Annotated in this window: 14 protein-coding genes; 8 read left to right on the top strand and 6 right to left on the bottom strand. The window is 42.7% G+C overall.

Features of this window, described 5'->3' with window-relative positions; genetic code table 11:
- Positions 1 to 11 precede the first annotated feature (11 nt).
- From A4G17_RS04610 to artM, 3 genes are read left to right on the top strand one after another with little or no spacing between them, the layout of a single operon-like run.
- Positions 12 to 737: a transporter substrate-binding domain-containing protein gene (locus tag A4G17_RS04610; RefSeq protein ID WP_123957236.1), complete on the top strand. Its 726-nt coding sequence runs from the start codon at positions 12 to 14 to the stop codon at positions 735 to 737.
- 6 nt (positions 738 to 743) lie between these two features.
- Positions 744 to 1412 carry an arginine ABC transporter permease ArtQ gene (artQ, locus tag A4G17_RS04605; RefSeq protein ID WP_123957237.1) on the top strand — a complete coding sequence of 223 codons (669 nt, stop codon included), beginning with the start codon at positions 744 to 746 and terminating at the stop codon, positions 1410 to 1412.
- Complete coding sequence (gene artM / locus A4G17_RS04600; RefSeq protein WP_123957238.1) at positions 1412 to 2089, top strand: arginine ABC transporter permease ArtM; 678 nt, start codon at positions 1412 to 1414, stop codon at positions 2087 to 2089. The genes artQ and artM overlap by 1 nt, the downstream gene beginning before the upstream one ends.
- A 91-nt stretch (positions 2090 to 2180) precedes the next feature.
- Here the strand turns inward: artM and A4G17_RS04595 are convergent, their stop codons facing one another.
- Complete coding sequence (locus tag A4G17_RS04595; RefSeq protein WP_123957239.1) at positions 2181 to 2999, bottom strand: Cof-type HAD-IIB family hydrolase; 819 nt, start codon at positions 2997 to 2999, stop codon at positions 2181 to 2183.
- Positions 3000 to 3506: 507 nt separating this feature from the next.
- On the opposite strand from A4G17_RS04595, the gene leuA reads away from it, so the two are divergent.
- Complete coding sequence (leuA, locus tag A4G17_RS04590; RefSeq protein WP_123957240.1) at positions 3507 to 5051, top strand: 2-isopropylmalate synthase; 1545 nt, start codon at positions 3507 to 3509, stop codon at positions 5049 to 5051.
- A gap of 93 nt (positions 5052 to 5144) precedes the next feature.
- Here the strand turns inward: leuA and A4G17_RS04585 are convergent, their stop codons facing one another.
- The 4 genes from A4G17_RS04585 to recB all read right to left on the bottom strand — a co-directional run bounded on the left by A4G17_RS04585 (position 5145) and on the right by recB (position 10643).
- Positions 5145 to 5450 (bottom strand): heavy-metal-associated domain-containing protein, encoded by a 306-nt coding sequence (locus A4G17_RS04585; RefSeq protein WP_123957241.1) that lies wholly within the window; start codon positions 5448 to 5450, stop codon positions 5145 to 5147.
- Complete coding sequence (locus tag A4G17_RS04580; RefSeq protein ID WP_123957242.1) at positions 5447 to 5800, bottom strand: hypothetical protein; 354 nt, start codon at positions 5798 to 5800, stop codon at positions 5447 to 5449. Before A4G17_RS04580 ends, A4G17_RS04585 begins: the two co-directional genes overlap by 4 nt.
- Entirely contained in the window at positions 5775 to 6878 is a 1104-nt protein-coding gene (locus A4G17_RS04575; protein ID WP_123957243.1) for a transglutaminase-like domain-containing protein, read from the bottom strand. Before A4G17_RS04575 ends, A4G17_RS04580 begins: the two co-directional genes overlap by 26 nt.
- A 174-nt stretch (positions 6879 to 7052) precedes the next feature.
- Positions 7053 to 10643: an exodeoxyribonuclease V subunit beta gene (gene recB, locus A4G17_RS04570; protein ID WP_123957244.1), complete on the bottom strand. Its 3591-nt coding sequence runs from the start codon at positions 10641 to 10643 to the stop codon at positions 7053 to 7055.
- A 124-nt stretch (positions 10644 to 10767) separates the two neighbouring features.
- On the opposite strand from recB, the gene rep reads away from it, so the two are divergent.
- The 4 genes from rep to greB all read left to right on the top strand — a co-directional run bounded on the left by rep (position 10768) and on the right by greB (position 15374).
- Positions 10768 to 12789 carry a DNA helicase Rep gene (rep, locus tag A4G17_RS04565; RefSeq protein WP_123957245.1) on the top strand — a complete coding sequence of 674 codons (2022 nt, stop codon included), beginning with the start codon at positions 10768 to 10770 and terminating at the stop codon, positions 12787 to 12789.
- 265 nt (positions 12790 to 13054) lie between these two features.
- Complete coding sequence (locus A4G17_RS04560; protein ID WP_123957246.1) at positions 13055 to 13744, top strand: pirin family protein; 690 nt, start codon at positions 13055 to 13057, stop codon at positions 13742 to 13744.
- Between the two features lie 218 nt (positions 13745 to 13962).
- On the top strand, positions 13963 to 14898 hold the full coding sequence (locus A4G17_RS04555; RefSeq protein ID WP_123957247.1) for a KpsF/GutQ family sugar-phosphate isomerase: 936 nt from the start codon (positions 13963 to 13965) through the stop codon (positions 14896 to 14898).
- The gene (greB, locus tag A4G17_RS04550) at positions 14898 to 15374 is read left to right on the top strand and encodes a transcription elongation factor GreB (RefSeq protein WP_123957248.1); all 477 of its coding nucleotides are present in this window, start codon (positions 14898 to 14900) and stop codon (positions 15372 to 15374) included. Before A4G17_RS04555 ends, greB begins: the two co-directional genes overlap by 1 nt.
- A gap of 42 nt (positions 15375 to 15416) precedes the next feature.
- Here the strand turns inward: greB and A4G17_RS04545 are convergent, their stop codons facing one another.
- Complete coding sequence (locus A4G17_RS04545) at positions 15417 to 16814, bottom strand: Do family serine endopeptidase (protein WP_123957249.1); 1398 nt, start codon at positions 16812 to 16814, stop codon at positions 15417 to 15419.
- Positions 16815 to 17068 lie beyond the last annotated feature (254 nt).

The raw sequence follows: 17068 nt of genomic DNA, 5'->3' as shown, positions 1-17068 counted from the left end.
AGGAAAACACAATGAAAAAATTACTTCTTGCCACGCTTTTAGCTACTTCTGCGGTTGCGAACGCACAAACCATTACTTTTGCAATGGAGCCAAGCTATCCTCCGTTTGAATTAACCAACGAAAAAGGTGAAATCATCGGTTTTGATGTGGATATTGCTAATGCAATTTGTAAAGAAATCCAAGCAACCTGCCACTTTAAAAGCCAATCGTTTGATTCATTAATTCCAAGTCTAATCAAAGGTCGTGGCGGTTTTGATGCAGCCATTTCCGCAATCGACATCACCGAAGCTCGTGCAAAACAAGTTGATTTCTCTGATGCCTACTATGAAAGCTCTGCGAGCTTTATTGCAGTGAAAGATAAGATCACTGATTTAGCTCAAGCGAAAAAAGTTGGCGTACAGAACGGAACAACTTATCAACAGTATGTCAATGCGGAAGCGAAGCAATATGCGGCAAGCTCTTACGCCAGCTTACAAGATGCCATTTTGGATCTAAAAAATGGCCGTATCGACATTATTTTCGGTGATACGGACGTATTGCGTGATATGTTTAGTAAAAACCCAGAACTTGCATTTATCGGTGAGAAAGTTACCGATAAACGTTACTTCAATAACGGCTTAGGGATTGCGGTGAAAAAATCAAACAAAGCATTGGTAGAAAGTCTAAACAAAGGTATTGCTGCAATTAAACAAAATGGCGAATACCAAAAAATCTATGATAAATGGATGACTAAATAATTCGATATGATTGAATATCTTCCTTTAATTGGTAATGCCACCCTAATGACCTTAGGGTTGGCATTCTGTTCATTATTGCTAGGCTTGCTCTTGGCGATTGTGTTTGTTTCACTTGAGACAAATCGTTTAGCAATCATCAATAAACCAACTATGGTATTTGTCGCACTCTTACGGGGATTGCCTGAAATTTTAGTGGTTTTTCTGATTTATTTTGGCACACCTGAAATTTTAGAACTCTTCACTGGTGATTACATTGAGTTAGGTCCATTTGGCTGTGGGGTTGTGGCACTTTCTTTAATTTTTGCGTCTTACGCCTCCCAAACGCTACGCGGGGCAATCCAAGCCATTCCTGCTGGTCAGTGGGAGTCTGGAGCTGCACTTGGTTTAAGCCGTGTTTACACCTTTATGCATATTGTGATGCCACAAGTATGGCGACATGCACTTCCGGGGCTGAGCAACCAATGGCTGGTGCTATTAAAAGATACCGCTTTAGTGTCATTAATCGGAGTACATGACTTAATGCGTCAAACCGAGTTGGTTAATACCAATACACATCAACCATTTACTTGGTATGGTCTAGCGGCATTAATTTATCTTGCGATTACCCTAATCAGCCAGGTATTAATTCGTAAACTAGAGGCGAGATTTACCCGCTTTGAGAGAGGGATTGCATAATGTGGCAAGATTATTTTTTGACTATCGCACAGGGCATTCCGACCAGTTTATTGCTCACGTTTGTGTCACTGACTATCGCTTTTTTTATGGCGATTGGGCTGACACTGGTACTTTCTCTTGAAAATCGGCTCGCCAAAATGTTAGTAAATGGTTTTTTAACGCTGTTTACTGGTACACCACTATTAGTACAGTTTTTCTTGATTTACGCTGGTCCTGGGCAATTCAAGTGGATCGTTGAAAGCCCACTTTGGGCACTTTTCTCCAATGCATGGTTCTGTGCGATGTTGGCATTAGCATTAAACAGCGCAGCTTATACCACCTTACTGTTTCACGGTGCGGTAAAAGCCATTCCGAGAGGACAGTGGGAAACCTGTGCCGCTCTTGGCTTAAACCGCTTACAGACACTGAAAATTCTCGTCCCTTACGCGTTGAAACGAGCGTTGCCATCTTATAGCAACGAAATTATTTTAGTGTTTAAAGGAACCTCGCTCGCTTCCATTATTACCATCATGGATATTATGGGCTATGCTCGCCAGTTATATGGAACGGAATATGATGCATTGACAATCTACGGTATCGCTGGTGCGATTTATCTCATTATCACTGGTATCATGACGATTGTGCTTCGCCGTATTGAACGCAAAGCCTTGGCATTTGAACGATTGGAAAACGCCTAGCGACCTTGCTCTTTGTTAGATTTTTTGCAAGCTATCACACTTGCAAAAAATCTCCCGGATCTGACCGCTTGTATCTCCCTAAGCAATTTGCTTAAACCACCTCAAAAATCGTCCGTAAATAGCTTGCGACCGATTGTTCTTTATGATCACCAATCACTTCATGATTGGGTAATGCATTACGCAAACGCTGATCCGCATTGCCCATCACACAGCCTTTTCCAACTTGGGAAAGCATTTCTACATCGTTCATCCCATCACCAAAGGCAATACAATCTTGTAAATCATACCCTCGGGCTGCGACCAGTTGCGATAATGTATTCGCCTTGCAAACGCTTTTTGCCATAATTTCAAAACATTGCGGCGTGGAATAAGTGAGCTGCAGTTGATCACCATACTTTTCAGCAATGAATTGCTCAACTGGAACTAACGATTCTGGTGTCCGACCGATAAAAAAGATTTTCTCGGTTTGTTTGCCATGATGCTTTTTGAAATCAATAACCTGATACATAAAACCAGATTCTTGGTGGAATTTTCTAAGCGGCTCCACATCTACATTAATAAACCAATCGTCCGCTTGATAGCTATTCAAACACACATTAAAAGGATCAAAAGGTGTTGTTGTCATGATTTCAAAGGCAATTTGCTCAGGAATGTAATGATTAACAAATAATTCTCCCGCTAAATTATTTGCTCTCGCTCCATTACTCGTCACTAATGTTGCTTCATTGATATTCACTTTACTCATTATACGTCGCACATCAGGCAAGCTCCGCCCTGTCGCTAAGAAAATATCCACACCTTTTGCCGCCAATTTTTCAAGCGTTTCAATTGTAAATTCGCCAAGTCGGTGCTCACCATTCAATAAAGTGCCGTCAAGGTCAGAAATTACTGCACGAAATGGTTTAGTCATTGTTCTATCCTTTTCAATAATTAATCTGTTCACAGGCTAACAAATTTGGCTTTTGAGTTCAAAATAAATGACTGGTTTATTGTGATTGCTCAAAAAATAGCAAAACAAGCAAAATTTATGAAAAGATGAATTTTATGCCATCACCATTAGGATTATTTTGTTAAATTATAGTTAATAAAATTTAATAATCTGAGTTTTAACAAAAATCCAGTTTATTATGCTAAACAAAAAAGATATTTTGCCAAAGCAACCGTTTGCAAAAGAGAAATATGCTATTGACTTCATCATTAATACGGTTAAGATATCGCCCATTCCTGAATAACAATGCAAACATAAACACACAAAAATGGTAAAACTGATTTCTGCTCTCAACCTTTTACTTCTAACGCACTTGGTGCGTGGTTAAGGCTGTGAAAAGAAAAAAGTTCACTATCCACACTTACCCGCACCTAAAACGTGCGGGTTTTTTTATACCAAATTCTATCCTATTCAAATAAAGAGGCGATTATGAGCAACAATATTATTATTTTTGATACCACATTACGTGATGGTGAACAGGCATTGAAAGCCAGCCTCACCGTCAAAGAAAAATTACAAATCGCCCTCGCCCTTGAGCGTTTAGGCGTGGATGTCATGGAGGTTGGCTTCCCTGTATCATCGGCGGGAGATTTTGAATCCGTGCAGACTATCGCTCGCCATATCAAAAACAGCCGTGTTTGTGCTCTTTCTCGTGCCGTAGATAAAGACATTGACGCCGCTTACGAAGCCTTAAAAGTAGCGGAGGCCTACCGTATTCATACCTTTATTGCGACCTCTGCCTTGCATGTTGAAGCTAAACTTCGTCGCACCTTTGACGATGTGGTTGAAATGGCAGTACAAGCGGTCAAAAGAGCAAGAAATTATACCGATGATGTTGAATTTTCCTGCGAAGATGCAGGACGGACGGGGGTAGATAATATCTGCCGTATTGTTGAAGCCGCGATCAAGGCTGGGGCAACCACGGTGAACATTCCTGATACTGTCGGCTACTGCTTGCCATATCAATATGGTGACATCATTGCTAATGTGATGAACCGTGTGCCAAATATCGACAAAGCTGTGATTTCGGTACATTGCCATAACGATTTGGGCATGGCAACGGCGAATTCACTCACCGCAGTGCAAAACGGAGCAAGACAGATCGAATGTACCATCAACGGCATCGGCGAACGGGCGGGCAACACGGCATTAGAAGAAGTCGTAATGGCAATCAAAACCCGTCAAGACATGTTCAACGGCTTGGACACTCGTATCAATACCCAAGAAATTCATCGTGTTAGCCAAATGGTCAGCCAGTTGTGCAATATGCCTATTCAGCCGAACAAAGCGATTGTTGGCTCAAACGCTTTCGCTCACTCCTCAGGCATTCACCAAGACGGCATGGTAAAACACAAGAACACCTACGAAATTATGTCGCCAGAAACCATCGGCTTGAAAAAAGAGAAGCTCAATTTAACCGCTCGTTCAGGGCGTGCGGCGGTGAAAAACCATATGGAAGAGATGGGCTATCAAGAAAGCGACTACGATTTAGATAAACTCTACGATGCGTTCTTAAAACTTGCCGACAAAAAAGGACAAGTGTTCGACTACGACTTAGAAGCTTTGGCGTTTATTGATATGCAGCAAGGCGATGAAGATCGCTTGAAATTAGACGTGATCACCACGCAGCTCATCAGTGGCTTGCCCGCCTCTGCATTCGTGCAAGTGGAATTAGACGGCAAGAAAATCAGTGATGTTTCACAAGGCGGAAATGGTCCTGTCGATGCGACTTTCAACACCATTTTGAAAATCACGGGGTTGGAAATCAAAATGCTCAACTACAATTTGACGGCGAAAGGTGAAGGTGCCGAAGCTTTAGGACAAGTAGATATTGTGGTTGAACATCAAGGTCGCCGTTTCCATGGGGTTGGCTTGGCGACTGACATCGTTGAATCCTCCGCCCGTGCCTTGATCCACGCCATCAATGCAATTTACCGCTCACAAAAAGTGGCGGATTTGAAATGTAAGAAATAGGTAGATAACACAAGCGGTCAGTTTCTCGATCTTTTTTGCAAAAAATGGGGAGAAACTAACCGCTTGTCTCTTCGCTTAAGCCGCCCAAACTGACTAGTTTTCAGTCGAAACAATCTCAGGCGTGTAGTTCAATTTATAAATAGCCGCTTTTAACGTTTCATTATCCACATCGCTTTCCGCAATCACTTGCACTTGATGCTCTTTGATACTTGCTTTTGTGGAGATCACCCCTTTTACATCACGCAAGGCTTTATTCACTAAATACGCACACAGCTGGCAAGTCATTTCTTTGATCTGAATCACAACGTGCTTTTCATTGTTTTCTGTGGCGTGCAGCGGGTTCAATAACATCACGCAGAACAACGTAACATAAACTGGAAATTGAATTAACTTTTTCATTCTAACACCCAAGGTAATATTGTTGGATAAAAAAGGAAGAACAGAATAATGCCTAACAGCACCCAATATAAAATCTTTAACGTTTGCAGAGAAAGATATTTACTACAAATCATTCGATTGGAGAAGTTTAACAACCAAAAGCCGTAACCAAACGCCCCCAAAGAAATAATTAGCATTGGTGTGCGTAAAAACGCCCACTCATTGAGCTCAATCAGCCATGTTGAAGACACGCCCAATATCAAGTAAATCAACGGAGCAATACAGCATAACGTAGATGTCACTGCCGCAACAACGGCAGTGAGACAAGTGGCGATGAAGCTTCGATTAGCGTTTTTTGGCGATAAATTCATAACGGAACGCTTTTGGATCAAAAAAGTTAAGCGGATCGCCACCAATTTCGGCATAAGGATAGCCAAAGTTATTCAGCGGCGTCATTTCAGGTACTGGATAGAGATCAAAATCTCTGGCGTGATTATAACCAATCCAATTCATTTCCCAGTTACCGAAAAGATAAGCCGAAACGGCTTGCACATCGTTATCTTGTACTGCTTTTTTCTCCGCAAGTCGCATTTTGGCGACATCCGCAGAATCAACTGGCACCCACCCAAAACCAGCAAGATAGAACTCCGCACGGCAATGTTGCCCACCGCTTACCTCTGCAACGCCCTGTTCATCGGCACTACCAAACGCTTTAGCGGAATATTTTCCCATTTTGACCGCTTGCCCTAAACGAATGCCAAACACTTCACGGGCAGGAATCCCTGCTGCACGAGCAAGGGCGACAAAAACAGAATTAATATCAGTACATTTCCCTTTTAAAACCCCTGTGGTCAAGATTTTTTCTACGTCTCCATCACCACAGCCTAATACAGAATTGTCCCGCTCCATATTATTTACCACCCATTGATGAATGCGTGCTGCTTTTTTTAGCGGATCTGTTTCATTACCAACAATGTTATCCACATATTCTTTTACAATGCCATCTGTTTTAATGTGAGTAGTTGGCTTTAAATATTCCAGCACATCAACGGAATAGACAATTTTCTCCGGCATTTGATAATGGTTTAATGCTCCTTGAACCATTGGTTCACGATCTTTCGTTTGCACTAACATCGTGATTTTTAGTTCTCGCTTATCGGCATTTTTATCCCAATTGGCAAAGAGCGTTTTGACTCCGTACTGATTATTTTCGGTAATGTAGGCTTGCTGATAATTTCCTTCAAATTGGATAGATTTCACCTCTTGATACTCGCCATTAAAAGGCAATGGTACCCATAAATTGGTTTCGCCTGATGAGCCTTTAGGAGCAACAATGTCAAAAGATTTGGTTAATTCATAGGTGTGAACATCGGTGTGATAATTTGGAATCACGCTAGCAAATGCCAAAGGCGAGCAAGCCGCCGAAAGCAGCACGGTAAATTTTTTCATAAAGAAGTTTCCTGTGTAAATAATAAACACAGCAAAGTGAAGGGTAAACTAAGTGCAGAATACGGGAGGGCCGTATTAGGTCATCTCTTTACACACAAAACCTTGCGATATAACGAAATGGTTTAAAACCGAGCGATATTCTACACGTTTCCCAACAGAAGTAAAACGGGTAACTTAGCCAAACAACTCGTCCATTGCGTCAATCAGTACACCACTTGGTTTATCAAAATAAACGCCACTATTATGAGAACCATCCATTCCCCGTAAAAACAGATACGCAATACCGCCAAAATCCCGTTGATAATCATAATTCTGCCCCAAACGAGAACGTAAATAGCGATGTACAGCCAACGTATAGAGCAAGTATTGCAAGTCGTAACGATATTGCCCCATCGTTTTTTCAATTTTCTCTCGTGCATAATCCTGTGGTAAATATCCAAGAAAATTCGATTTATAATCTATCACATAGAACTGATTTTCCACTTGCACAATGCAATCCACAAAGCCACGAACAAACCCTTCCACCTGTAACAATTGCAAATCAGGCAGCTGTTTTGCCAAACGGCTGTGTTGCTTGAGTAATGCGTTTAGTTGAGGTAACGCTTTTCGGTTACCCAAACGTAAATAGAATTGCCATTCTGTTAGGCGAGTGGCTTGAGAGATCTGCGAAAGACGAAACGGCTTATCTCCAATCGGAGTGACAAGAATTCGCTCAAACCATTGCAAGACAGGCTCAATCCAATTTTCATCTAAATTGAGCTGTTCGCACAAGGCTTGAATACTGTCGTGCGTAATTGGCTGCTGAAAATCCTGCCGTTCAAAAAAGCGGTGAAGTACATTCCCCACATTCGTGCTATGTGGAAATTGAAATGGATTGCGTTCGCCTTGCTGCTCCAGCTCTATTGAGGTCGTTGCAATGACATGACTATCATAGTCCAAAGCCATATCTTGCCACCCAACAAGCGGTTGGTTCCGCAGAACATGTTGCAAACGCTCATGTTGTGCTTGCAAGGCGGTAAAACTGGTCACACTGCCCCTCTCCCGAATTTTCCCTTGAAACGTTTTGGCTTCCACGTCATTCATCTCTGTACTTGTTGGTTCAAAACGGCTAGTTGCAAACGTTTCCGCTAAACTGACCGCTTGATAGGCAATGCCTTTACGTTCAAAAGCATCACGTGTATTCAACGCTTTTTGAATGTCCCCTTGTGCTAACAAATAATGCATTGCATTCCACTTATCGCCCCAGACTTCAGGTAAGACTAAATGGAGCTGATATTTTGCTCGAGTTAATGCCACATACAGCAATCGCAGGTCTTCGGCATGCTCTGCTTGGTCTTGATATTGCTTGATTTGCTCATCGCCACTGTTGAAACTCCACCGCACTTGATTCTCTTCGTCGCGATAGATTGCCATACTCGCCGCTCGTGCTCCTTGAGCATTTTTGGCAATAAACGGCAGCCATACCACGGGATATTCCAATCCTTTAGATTTATGAATCGTGATAATTTTGATCAGATCCGCTTCACTTTCCAGCCGCAAAACTTGCTCATCACTGTCGCCATTTGGATTCGCTATTTGCTCATGAAACCAACGTAATAAACTGCTTTCATTTTCTACGCTGTCCATTTTTTCTTGTAACAACTCGGCTAGGTGGAGAATATTGGTGATCCGCCTGTCAGCATCATCGTGGCTATTTAAACGAGCAATAATTTGCTGCTGAATAAATAATTTATGTAACATCGGCAACACCCCTTGAAGCTGCCACACTTGGAAATAATGAGCAAAATGTTCAACATAACTATCCCACTCAGTTTCGTTATTTTTGATCTGAAAAAGATCCGCAGCAGTTAGTCCCCAAAGAGAAGTGCCAAGTGCTGCCAATAACGCTCGTGACGAAAAAGGATGTAAACAGGCATTTAAGATAACCGCTAAATCCGCCGCATCTTGCGACTGATAAACACTATTGCGTTCAGAAAGGTAAACCGATTGCAAATTTCGAGCTGCAAGTGACCGCTTGATCTCCGCAGCTTCGTCGTGAGAGCGGACTAAAATCGCAATGTCTTTCGGTGTTAATTCCCGCTCCACCAAGGTTTCATTCTGTTCGCTCAACACCCATTTTTCGCCCTTCTGAGCCGCATTTAGCTGCAACACAATTTGCTCTGCACAATGTTCTGCCGCTTGTGTTGTGTTATACCCTTTTGCCAGCAAATAGAGATTCGTTTCTTGTTGATTTCCAAGCAATTTTTCATTACTTTGTTTAAAATCAACTGCACTGAAGGTGATGTCAGGATAGAGAAAAGCAGGTTTATTGTCCGGCAGAGTAAAAAGTTTGTTCACCGTTTCCACAATGGCGGGGAGAGATCGCCAGTTTTTCGCTAAGGTAAATTTCGCATCCACCTGCTTCGCCGCATCAAGATAAGCAAAAATATCCGCTCCACGGAATTTGTAGATCGACTGTTTCGGATCGCCGATCATAATGAATCCATAGGGTTTATCGCCGTCTAAGAAAATGCGTTTGAAGATTTGATATTGAATGTTGTCGGTATCTTGTGATTCATCGATCATGGCAAAACCGAACTGCTGGCGGATTTTGCCCGCCAACACGTCGCCTTTTTCTCCTTGCAACGCCTCATAAAAATAGGTCAGCATATCGCTGAAATTTTTTTCTAAATGAGTATGCTTATAGTCTGTGAGTTTTTGGCGAAGATGTTGGAAAAAACGATAGAGCAATTTGGTTTCAATTTGGTTTGAAATGTCGCTAAATGTCTCAAACTGCTGGATAAACTCATCCCATTGAACAAAATGCGAACTACGTAATATCTCCGCACCTTTGCTTGCTTTCGCATTCAACATGGATTGACTGAAATAGCTCAACTCTTTACTTGGAAACGACCAATCACGGTTTGTCGCCCAGGCACGAATCGTTGGTAACCATTTGTTTTTAAAACTTTCTTCTTTATAGCTAACACCATTGAGAATTTTGATTTTTTTATCCGCATTTTGCTGCTCAAACGCCGTTTGAATAGGGGCGATAATGTCCCCTTCATTCGTCTGCCAATACGCTCTGGCGGTTGCAAGAAATTGCTCGAATCTACCCGCTTGTTGGGCATAGTCTTCGTTTAGTTCACGCTGTTGAGATTCTGTCAGCGGCGGCAAAATACCTGATAAATAACCTTTCACTTTATTTAACGCATTTTCAGGGCTTTGCAGAAGCCTTGCAACCAACGCCGTTTCTTCCAAACTTGCGGGGTAAAACAGCTCTCGCCATGTCTCTTCACTTAAGCGTTGTAATAACTCTCGCTCATCGGTTTGTAAGTTAATATCAAACCGCACACCTGAATCAAACGCATACTGAAAAAGCATTTTCTGGCAAAAACTATCAATGGTGTAAATGCTTGCCAAGTCCATTTCTCGCTCTGCAATTTGTAAGCGGAGCAAGGCTTCCGCCAAATTCGGCTGAATTTGCTGATAGATCCTTGCCAAAAACGGATCTGCCAAATTCTTGCGGGCATCGTCACTGTCTGGATCCGCAAACCATTTAGCCACATTGCGTAACTTGGCTCTAATACGATCCCGCAACTCTTGCGTTGCGGCTTTGGTAAAGGTCACGACCAAAATTTGCTCGACCATTAATGGCTCACATTCCACGCCAAGCACCAATCGCAAATAAAGATTTGCCATGGTGTAGGTTTTCCCGGTTCCTGCGGAAGCTTCTATTAGACTCGCTCGGTTAAGCGGAATTGAGATAGGATCAAGAGTTTTCATCGGCTGTATCCAGTAAAAAGTGATGGGGCATTTTAGCACTACAAGCGGTCAGATTTATTCGACAATTTGCAAAATTTCTTTAAAATCTGACCGCTTGTAAACGAGGAAAAGGCGTGAAAAATCAATGAAACTCAATGCTCAACAACAACAGGCGGTGGAATATGTGAACGGGGCTTGCTTAGTGCTGGCAGGGGCTGGCTCGGGCAAAACACGGGTGATCATCAATAAAATTGCCCATCTCATCGCCCACTGCGGCTACTCGCCAACACAGATTACGGCAGTTACTTTCACCAACAAAGCTGCTCGTGAAATGCGGGAACGGGTTGCCCATTCCATCGGCAAGGAAAGTAGCAAAGGGCTGACCATTTCCACTTTCCACACCCTCGGTTTCGATATTCTCAAGCGAGAACATAAATTGCTCGGCTATAAATCGGGGATGACGTTGTTTGACGAACACGATCAACTGGCGTTACTCAAGCATCTGTTGCCTGAAAATGTGGCGGAAGATAAAGATCTGCTGAAAGCCTTGATCGCCACCATTTCTAACTGGAAAAACGATCTGCTTTCGCCCGAACATGCCATCGCACACTGTAAAACCGATCGGGATCGGGTTTTCTCCCATTTTTACGCTCAATATCAAAATCAGCTCAAAGCCTACAATGCGTTGGATTTTGATGATTTGATTATGTTGCCGACTTTACTTTTCCGTCAATTTCCAGAAGCAAAAGCACGTTGGCAGCAGAAAATTCGCTACCTGTTGGTCGATGAATATCAAGATACCAATACCAGCCAGTATGAGTTGATTAAATTGCTGGTAGGTGGGCACAACAACTTTACCGTGGTCGGCGATGATGACCAATCGATCTACTCGTGGCGGGGGGCAAAGCCCGAAAATATGGCACGTTTAAAAGCCGATTTCCCGCAACTTAATGTGATCAAATTGGAACAAAATTACCGCTCAAGCCAACGGATTTTGCATTGTGCCAACATTTTGATCGACAACAACGATCACTTGTTTGAAAAACGGCTGTTCTCCCAGCTCGCTGAGGGGGAAAAGCTGAATGTCATCGAGGCAAAAAACGAAGAACACGAGGCAGAGCGAATTGTTGGTGAGCTGATCGCCCATCGCTACATTCGCAAAACCAAATATAAAGATTATGCGATTTTGTATCGTGGCAATCATCAATCTCGCTTATTGGAAAAATTACTGCTCCAAAACCGCATTCCTTACAAAATTTCAGGCGGTACATCGTTCTTCGCCAAGGCGGAAATCAAAGATATGTTGGCGTATTTACGCCTGCTGGTAAACCAAGATGACGATGCCGCATTTTTACGCATTGTAAACACACCACGCCGTGAAATCGGGGCCGTGACGCTCGAAAAATTAGGGCAACTGGCGAATGAAAAGCAAGTCAGCCTGTTTGAAGCGATTTTTGATTTTGAGTTGATCCAACGGCTTACACCAAAGCCGTACCAAGCATTGCAGGACTTTGCCCGTTGGATTGTGGAACTTGCCGATCAAGCGGTCAGATCCGAACCACAAACTGCAGTGAAAGACATGTTGGCGACAATTCAGTACGAAGCCTATCTGTACGAAACCGCCAATACGCCGAAAGCGGCAGAAATGCAGAGCCGCAACGTGCAAACACTGTTTGAGTGGGTACAGAAAATGTTAGATGGCGACGAAATGAACGAGCCAATGAGCCTCAGCCAAGTCGTCACCAATCTCACCTTGCGGGATATGATGGAACGCAGCGAAGACGATGATGAAAGCGATCAAGTACAACTGATGACGTTGCATGCCTCCAAAGGCTTGGAGTTTCCGCACGTTTTTCTGATTGGTATGGAAGAAGGCATTTTGCCACACCAAACCAGCATTGACGAAGACAATATCGAAGAAGAACGCCGTCTTGCCTACGTTGGTATCACTCGGGCTCAGCAAACGCTAACATTTTCGCTCTGTAAAGAACGCCGTCAATATGGTGAAATCCTCAAACCTGAAGTCAGCCGTTTTCTGCAAGAACTGCCGCAAGACGATTTGCAATGGGAGCGAGATAAGCCTCCGCTTACAGCCGAACAAAAACAACAAAAAACCGTTGCTAAAGTGGCCGATTTAAGGGCGATGTTGTTGGCGAATAAGAAGTGAGCCTATTTAAGTCCATAAAGGCAGGATCTGCATCAGCCTATATGCCACTACCCGATAGCATGAACAACTTGCAAAAAATTCGGCTAAACTGACCGCTTGTCGTGGGCGGACATCCAGTCCGCTCCTACAGCCCTGATGGAAATTATCCACTATTAAGAAACAATTATTTCACTAAAACACTATTTATCCACCGTCATTTTCGCTCTACAATGCACGCCATCGAAAGCCAAGACTTTTCAACAAATTCAAAATAAGGAGCATATATATGTTATACATCCGCAAAGCAAATGAACGTGGACATGCTAATCACGGTTGGTTAGATTCCAACCATACTTTCTCATTCGCTAACTATTACGATCCAAAATTTATGGGTTTCTCATCACTGCGTGTGATCAACGAAGACCGAGTAAAAGCGGGCTATGGATTTGGTACACACCCACATAAAAATATGGAAATTCTCTCTTATGTGTTAGATGGCACCATTGCTCACAAAGACAGTATGGGTAATGTAGAAGAGCTGAAAGCAGGTGAATTTCAAATTATGTCTGCGGGTACAGGCGTAACACATTCAGAATTTAACCCAAGCGATACAGAAAACCTACATTTCTATCAAATTTGGATTATGCCAAATGAAATGAATATTAAACCGCGTTACGATCAAAAAGCCTTTGAAAATCAAAAAGGTGGAACATTGATTTTATCACCAAATGCGGAAAATGGTTCGTTCAAAGTCTATCAAGATATGAAGTTATGGCGTTATCAATTTGATGCAAACCACACCGAAGCGATCAAATTAGACGCTAACCGCAACTACTGGTTACAAGTAGTGAAAGGTGAATTTACTATCAACGGGAATACGGTCAGAACTAGCGATGGCATTGCTATTAGCGAAGAAACCTTAGCCAATATTGAAACCAATAGCGATGTTGAATTTCTGATGTTTGACTTAGCATAACGTTAATTTAGAGCTGTCTTTTGACAGCTCTTTTTTATGGACTCAGAGGAGCTTACGCCAATAGTTCGGAGCGTAGCCACTGAGAAAGTGCATTCAGCACTCAAAACGGTAACACGCTGAATATTAAATGAAAGAAATAGGGTCAATATGTCCCCCATTTTGGTTTGTTCTAAACTAGCGTATAATCACCACGCAAATTTTATCCTTTGGAGTGGTTTATGACGCACCTTTCTCACGCAACAGAAACACTTTCTCTCTATTCCCAAGCGATTACCCGCCTTAGCAAAAATCTTAATGACACTTTCAACCAAGCCGTTGATCTGATTTTAGGCTGCGAAGGGCGTATTGTGGTGGCGGGTATTGGCAAATCTGGCTTAGTCGGCAAAAAAATGGTAGCAACTTTCGCCTCTACCGGAACGCCAAGTTTTTTTCTACACCCTACAGAAGCCTTTCACGGCGACTTGGGAATGCTCAAGCCAATTGACGTGGTCATTTTGATTTCTTACAGTGGCGAAACGGATGATGTGAATAAACTGATCCCAAGCCTGAAAAATTTTGGCAATAAAATTATTGCAATGACGGGCAAGGCACAATCCACCCTTGGTCGCTATGCTGACATCGTGCTAGACATCAGTATTGAGCGAGAAGCCTGCCCAAACAATCTCGCCCCAACCACATCTAGTTTGATTACAATGGCTCTCGGCGATGCGTTGGCGATTGCGTTAATCAAAGCTCGTCATTTCAATGCGGAAGATTTTGCCCGCTTCCACCCTGGCGGTAGTTTAGGGCGGAAATTGCTCTGCCGCGTACGTGATGTGATGCAACGCAAATTGCCAACGGTTTGCCCTAATTGCAGTTTTAGCGATTGTCTAAATGTCATGAACGAAGGCAGAATGGGGGTCGCGCTAGTCATGCAAGGGGAGCAATTACTGGGTATTATTACCGATGGTGATATTCGCCGCACCCTTGCGAAATTTGGGGCGGAAAGTTTGAATAAGTCAGCACAAGAAATGATGACCCGTCAACCAAAAACTATTTTAGATAGTGCCTTCTTAGCTCATGCTGAAGAATTGATGAAAGAGAAACATATTCACTCACTGATTGCGGTGGATGAAACGGGCAAAGTGACAGGTATTGTGGAGTTTGCAAGCTAATGGCGAAATCAAATTACATCACCCGAGTAGGCTGGCAAGTGTTGGATCAAGAATTGAAATATCTGTGGAAAGAGGAACGCCCCAAAGTCACCCAAGCGGTATCGGATGCCGCAGCTTTAGGCGATCGCAGCGAAAATGCTGAATATATCTACGGCAAACGCCGCTTGCGTGAAATTGACCGCCGAGTGCGTTTTCTCAGTAAACGGTTGGAAGTTCTACAAATCGTGGATTATCACTCCAGCCAAGAAGGCAAAGTCTTTTTCGGTGCGTGGGTGGAACTTGAAAATGAACAAGGCGAAACCAAACAGCACCGTTTAGTTGGTACGGATGAATTTGATCCTGCTAAAAATTGGATTTCAATCGACTCGCCAGTGGCTCGTGCGTTAATCGGTAAACAAGTGGATGATGAAATCCAAGTCGAAACGCCGCTCGGCAAAATCACGCTGTATATCAATAAAATTTGGTATGAGAAATAACAAATAAGGGCTAAGGAATTTCCTTAGCCCTTTAACATTGATTTACTGAATAATGACAAAGAAGTTTGAGCCTTCCCGTAAGATGTTCAACGCCACTGCCGAAGGTTTGGAATCTAGGATTTTACGAAGCTCGCCAATATTTTCCACTTCACGTCGATTCACACCAACAATCACATCACCTTTACGGAAACCACGACTTTCAGCGGCAGAACCTTTTTCAACTTTTGTGATTTCAACACCTTTAATGCCTTTTTCATTGTAGTTGCTGAGTTCTGCCCCTTTCAAGGCTGGCAGTAAGCTATTCGCACTGGTTTTAGTCTGTTCATCGGACTGTAAAGTCACATTCGTTGTTGATTCTTTTCCATCACGCAAATAAATGAGTTCAATTTGTTTACCCGCTCCTGTCGTTGCGACTTTGGCACGCAATTCTGCGAAACTACGAATTTTTTGGCCATTTAAGCCTACAATCACGTCACCTGCTTTTAAACCTGCTTTTGATGCTGCTGAATCCGCCATCACTTCACTCACAAAGGCACCTTGTTGAGCATCCACGTTGAAGGCTTTGGCAAGATCCGCATTGAGCTCACCGCCTTTAATACCAAGTAATCCACGTTTTACTTCACCAAATTCTATAATTTGTTGAACAAGATTGTTCGCCATATTACTTGGAATAGCAAAGGCAATCCCTGCATTGCCACCACTTGGAGAGATGATTGCCGTGTTAATACCAATCAATTCACCTTGTAAATTGATTAATGGACCGCCCGAATTACCACGATTTACGGCGGCATCCGTTTGGATATAACTTTCATACCCTTCATCACTATTACCCGTTGAGCGACCTAATGCCGACACGATCCCTGAAGTTACCGTTTGACCTAAGCCGAATGGGTTACCGATAGCCACAGTAAAATCGCCCACACGTAACTTATCGGAATCGGCAATTTTAATTTCGGTTAAATTGCTTGGATTCTCAATTTGCAATAACGCTACATCTGAAAGTGGGTCAGCACCAATCAATTTAGCTTTGAATTCACGGCCATCATCCAGTTTAACTGTAATTTTTTCTGCATTATCAATCACGTGATTGTTGGTCACAACATGACCTTTTTTCGCATCAATAATCACCCCTGAGCCTTCGCCACGAAATTGGCGTGGGCCACGATCACCAAAACGATCACCGAACATATCTGGACCGAAGAAAAACTCAAACTCATCAGGTAAATTCGCACGCGGAGATCGGCTATCTTCTTTTGTTTGGCCTTCTACGGCAATGCTCACGACCGCAGGACGCACTTTTTCTAACATAGGCGCCAAACTTGGCATTGCTTGACCATCAACCGCAGTAGGTAAACTTGCTTGTACTGCCATTGGGGCTGAGAGTACGCCCATACCTAATACTAATGCGGTTAATAACGACTTTTTCATTAGTTTTTTCATTTGTCTTTCCTTTTTTATTATGAGTATACATTTACGATAGCACTATGACAGAAAAAAAATTTTATGGTTCTCTTAAAACCATAATATTTGCCCAAATTTCCAGCAAAACAATGTTCTCATTCCCCATAAAAATAGCGATGAAAACGGTATAAAATGTGATCTTTATCACATTTTCTTTGTCATTAAAACATTAAATTAACAACTTAATTTACTTTACCCATATTCCTTTTTACAATAGCACGCCTTTTGGCTAT

This window comes from Frederiksenia canicola, assembly GCF_011455495.1.
GTDB lineage: Bacteria > Pseudomonadota > Gammaproteobacteria > Enterobacterales > Pasteurellaceae > Frederiksenia > Frederiksenia canicola.
The sequence above is the reverse complement of the archived record's forward strand: the minus strand, read 5'-3'. Positions and strand labels throughout refer to the sequence as shown.

Bases quoted from the DNA above. Each gene is read 5' to 3' on its own strand.
- A4G17_RS04610 (WP_123957236.1), top strand. From the start codon at position 12: ATGAAAAAATTACTTCTTGCCACGCTTTTAGCTACTTCTGCGGTTGCG.
- artQ (WP_123957237.1), top strand. From the start codon at position 744: ATGATTGAATATCTTCCTTTAATTGGTAATGCCACCCTAATGACCTTA.
- artM (WP_123957238.1), top strand. From the start codon at position 1,412: ATGTGGCAAGATTATTTTTTGACTATCGCACAGGGCATTCCGACCAGT.
- A4G17_RS04595 (WP_123957239.1), bottom strand. From the start codon at position 2,999: ATGACTAAACCATTTCGTGCAGTAATTTCTGACCTTGACGGCACTTTA.
- leuA (WP_123957240.1), top strand. From the start codon at position 3,507: ATGAGCAACAATATTATTATTTTTGATACCACATTACGTGATGGTGAA.
- A4G17_RS04585 (WP_123957241.1), bottom strand. From the start codon at position 5,450: ATGAAAAAGTTAATTCAATTTCCAGTTTATGTTACGTTGTTCTGCGTG.
- A4G17_RS04580 (WP_123957242.1), bottom strand. From the start codon at position 5,800: ATGAATTTATCGCCAAAAAACGCTAATCGAAGCTTCATCGCCACTTGT.
- A4G17_RS04575 (WP_123957243.1), bottom strand. From the start codon at position 6,878: ATGAAAAAATTTACCGTGCTGCTTTCGGCGGCTTGCTCGCCTTTGGCA.
- recB (WP_123957244.1), bottom strand. From the start codon at position 10,643: ATGAAAACTCTTGATCCTATCTCAATTCCGCTTAACCGAGCGAGTCTA.
- rep (WP_123957245.1), top strand. From the start codon at position 10,768: ATGAAACTCAATGCTCAACAACAACAGGCGGTGGAATATGTGAACGGG.
- A4G17_RS04560 (WP_123957246.1), top strand. From the start codon at position 13,055: ATGTTATACATCCGCAAAGCAAATGAACGTGGACATGCTAATCACGGT.
- A4G17_RS04555 (WP_123957247.1), top strand. From the start codon at position 13,963: ATGACGCACCTTTCTCACGCAACAGAAACACTTTCTCTCTATTCCCAA.
- greB (WP_123957248.1), top strand. From the start codon at position 14,898: ATGGCGAAATCAAATTACATCACCCGAGTAGGCTGGCAAGTGTTGGAT.
- A4G17_RS04545 (WP_123957249.1), bottom strand. From the start codon at position 16,814: ATGAAAAAACTAATGAAAAAGTCGTTATTAACCGCATTAGTATTAGGT.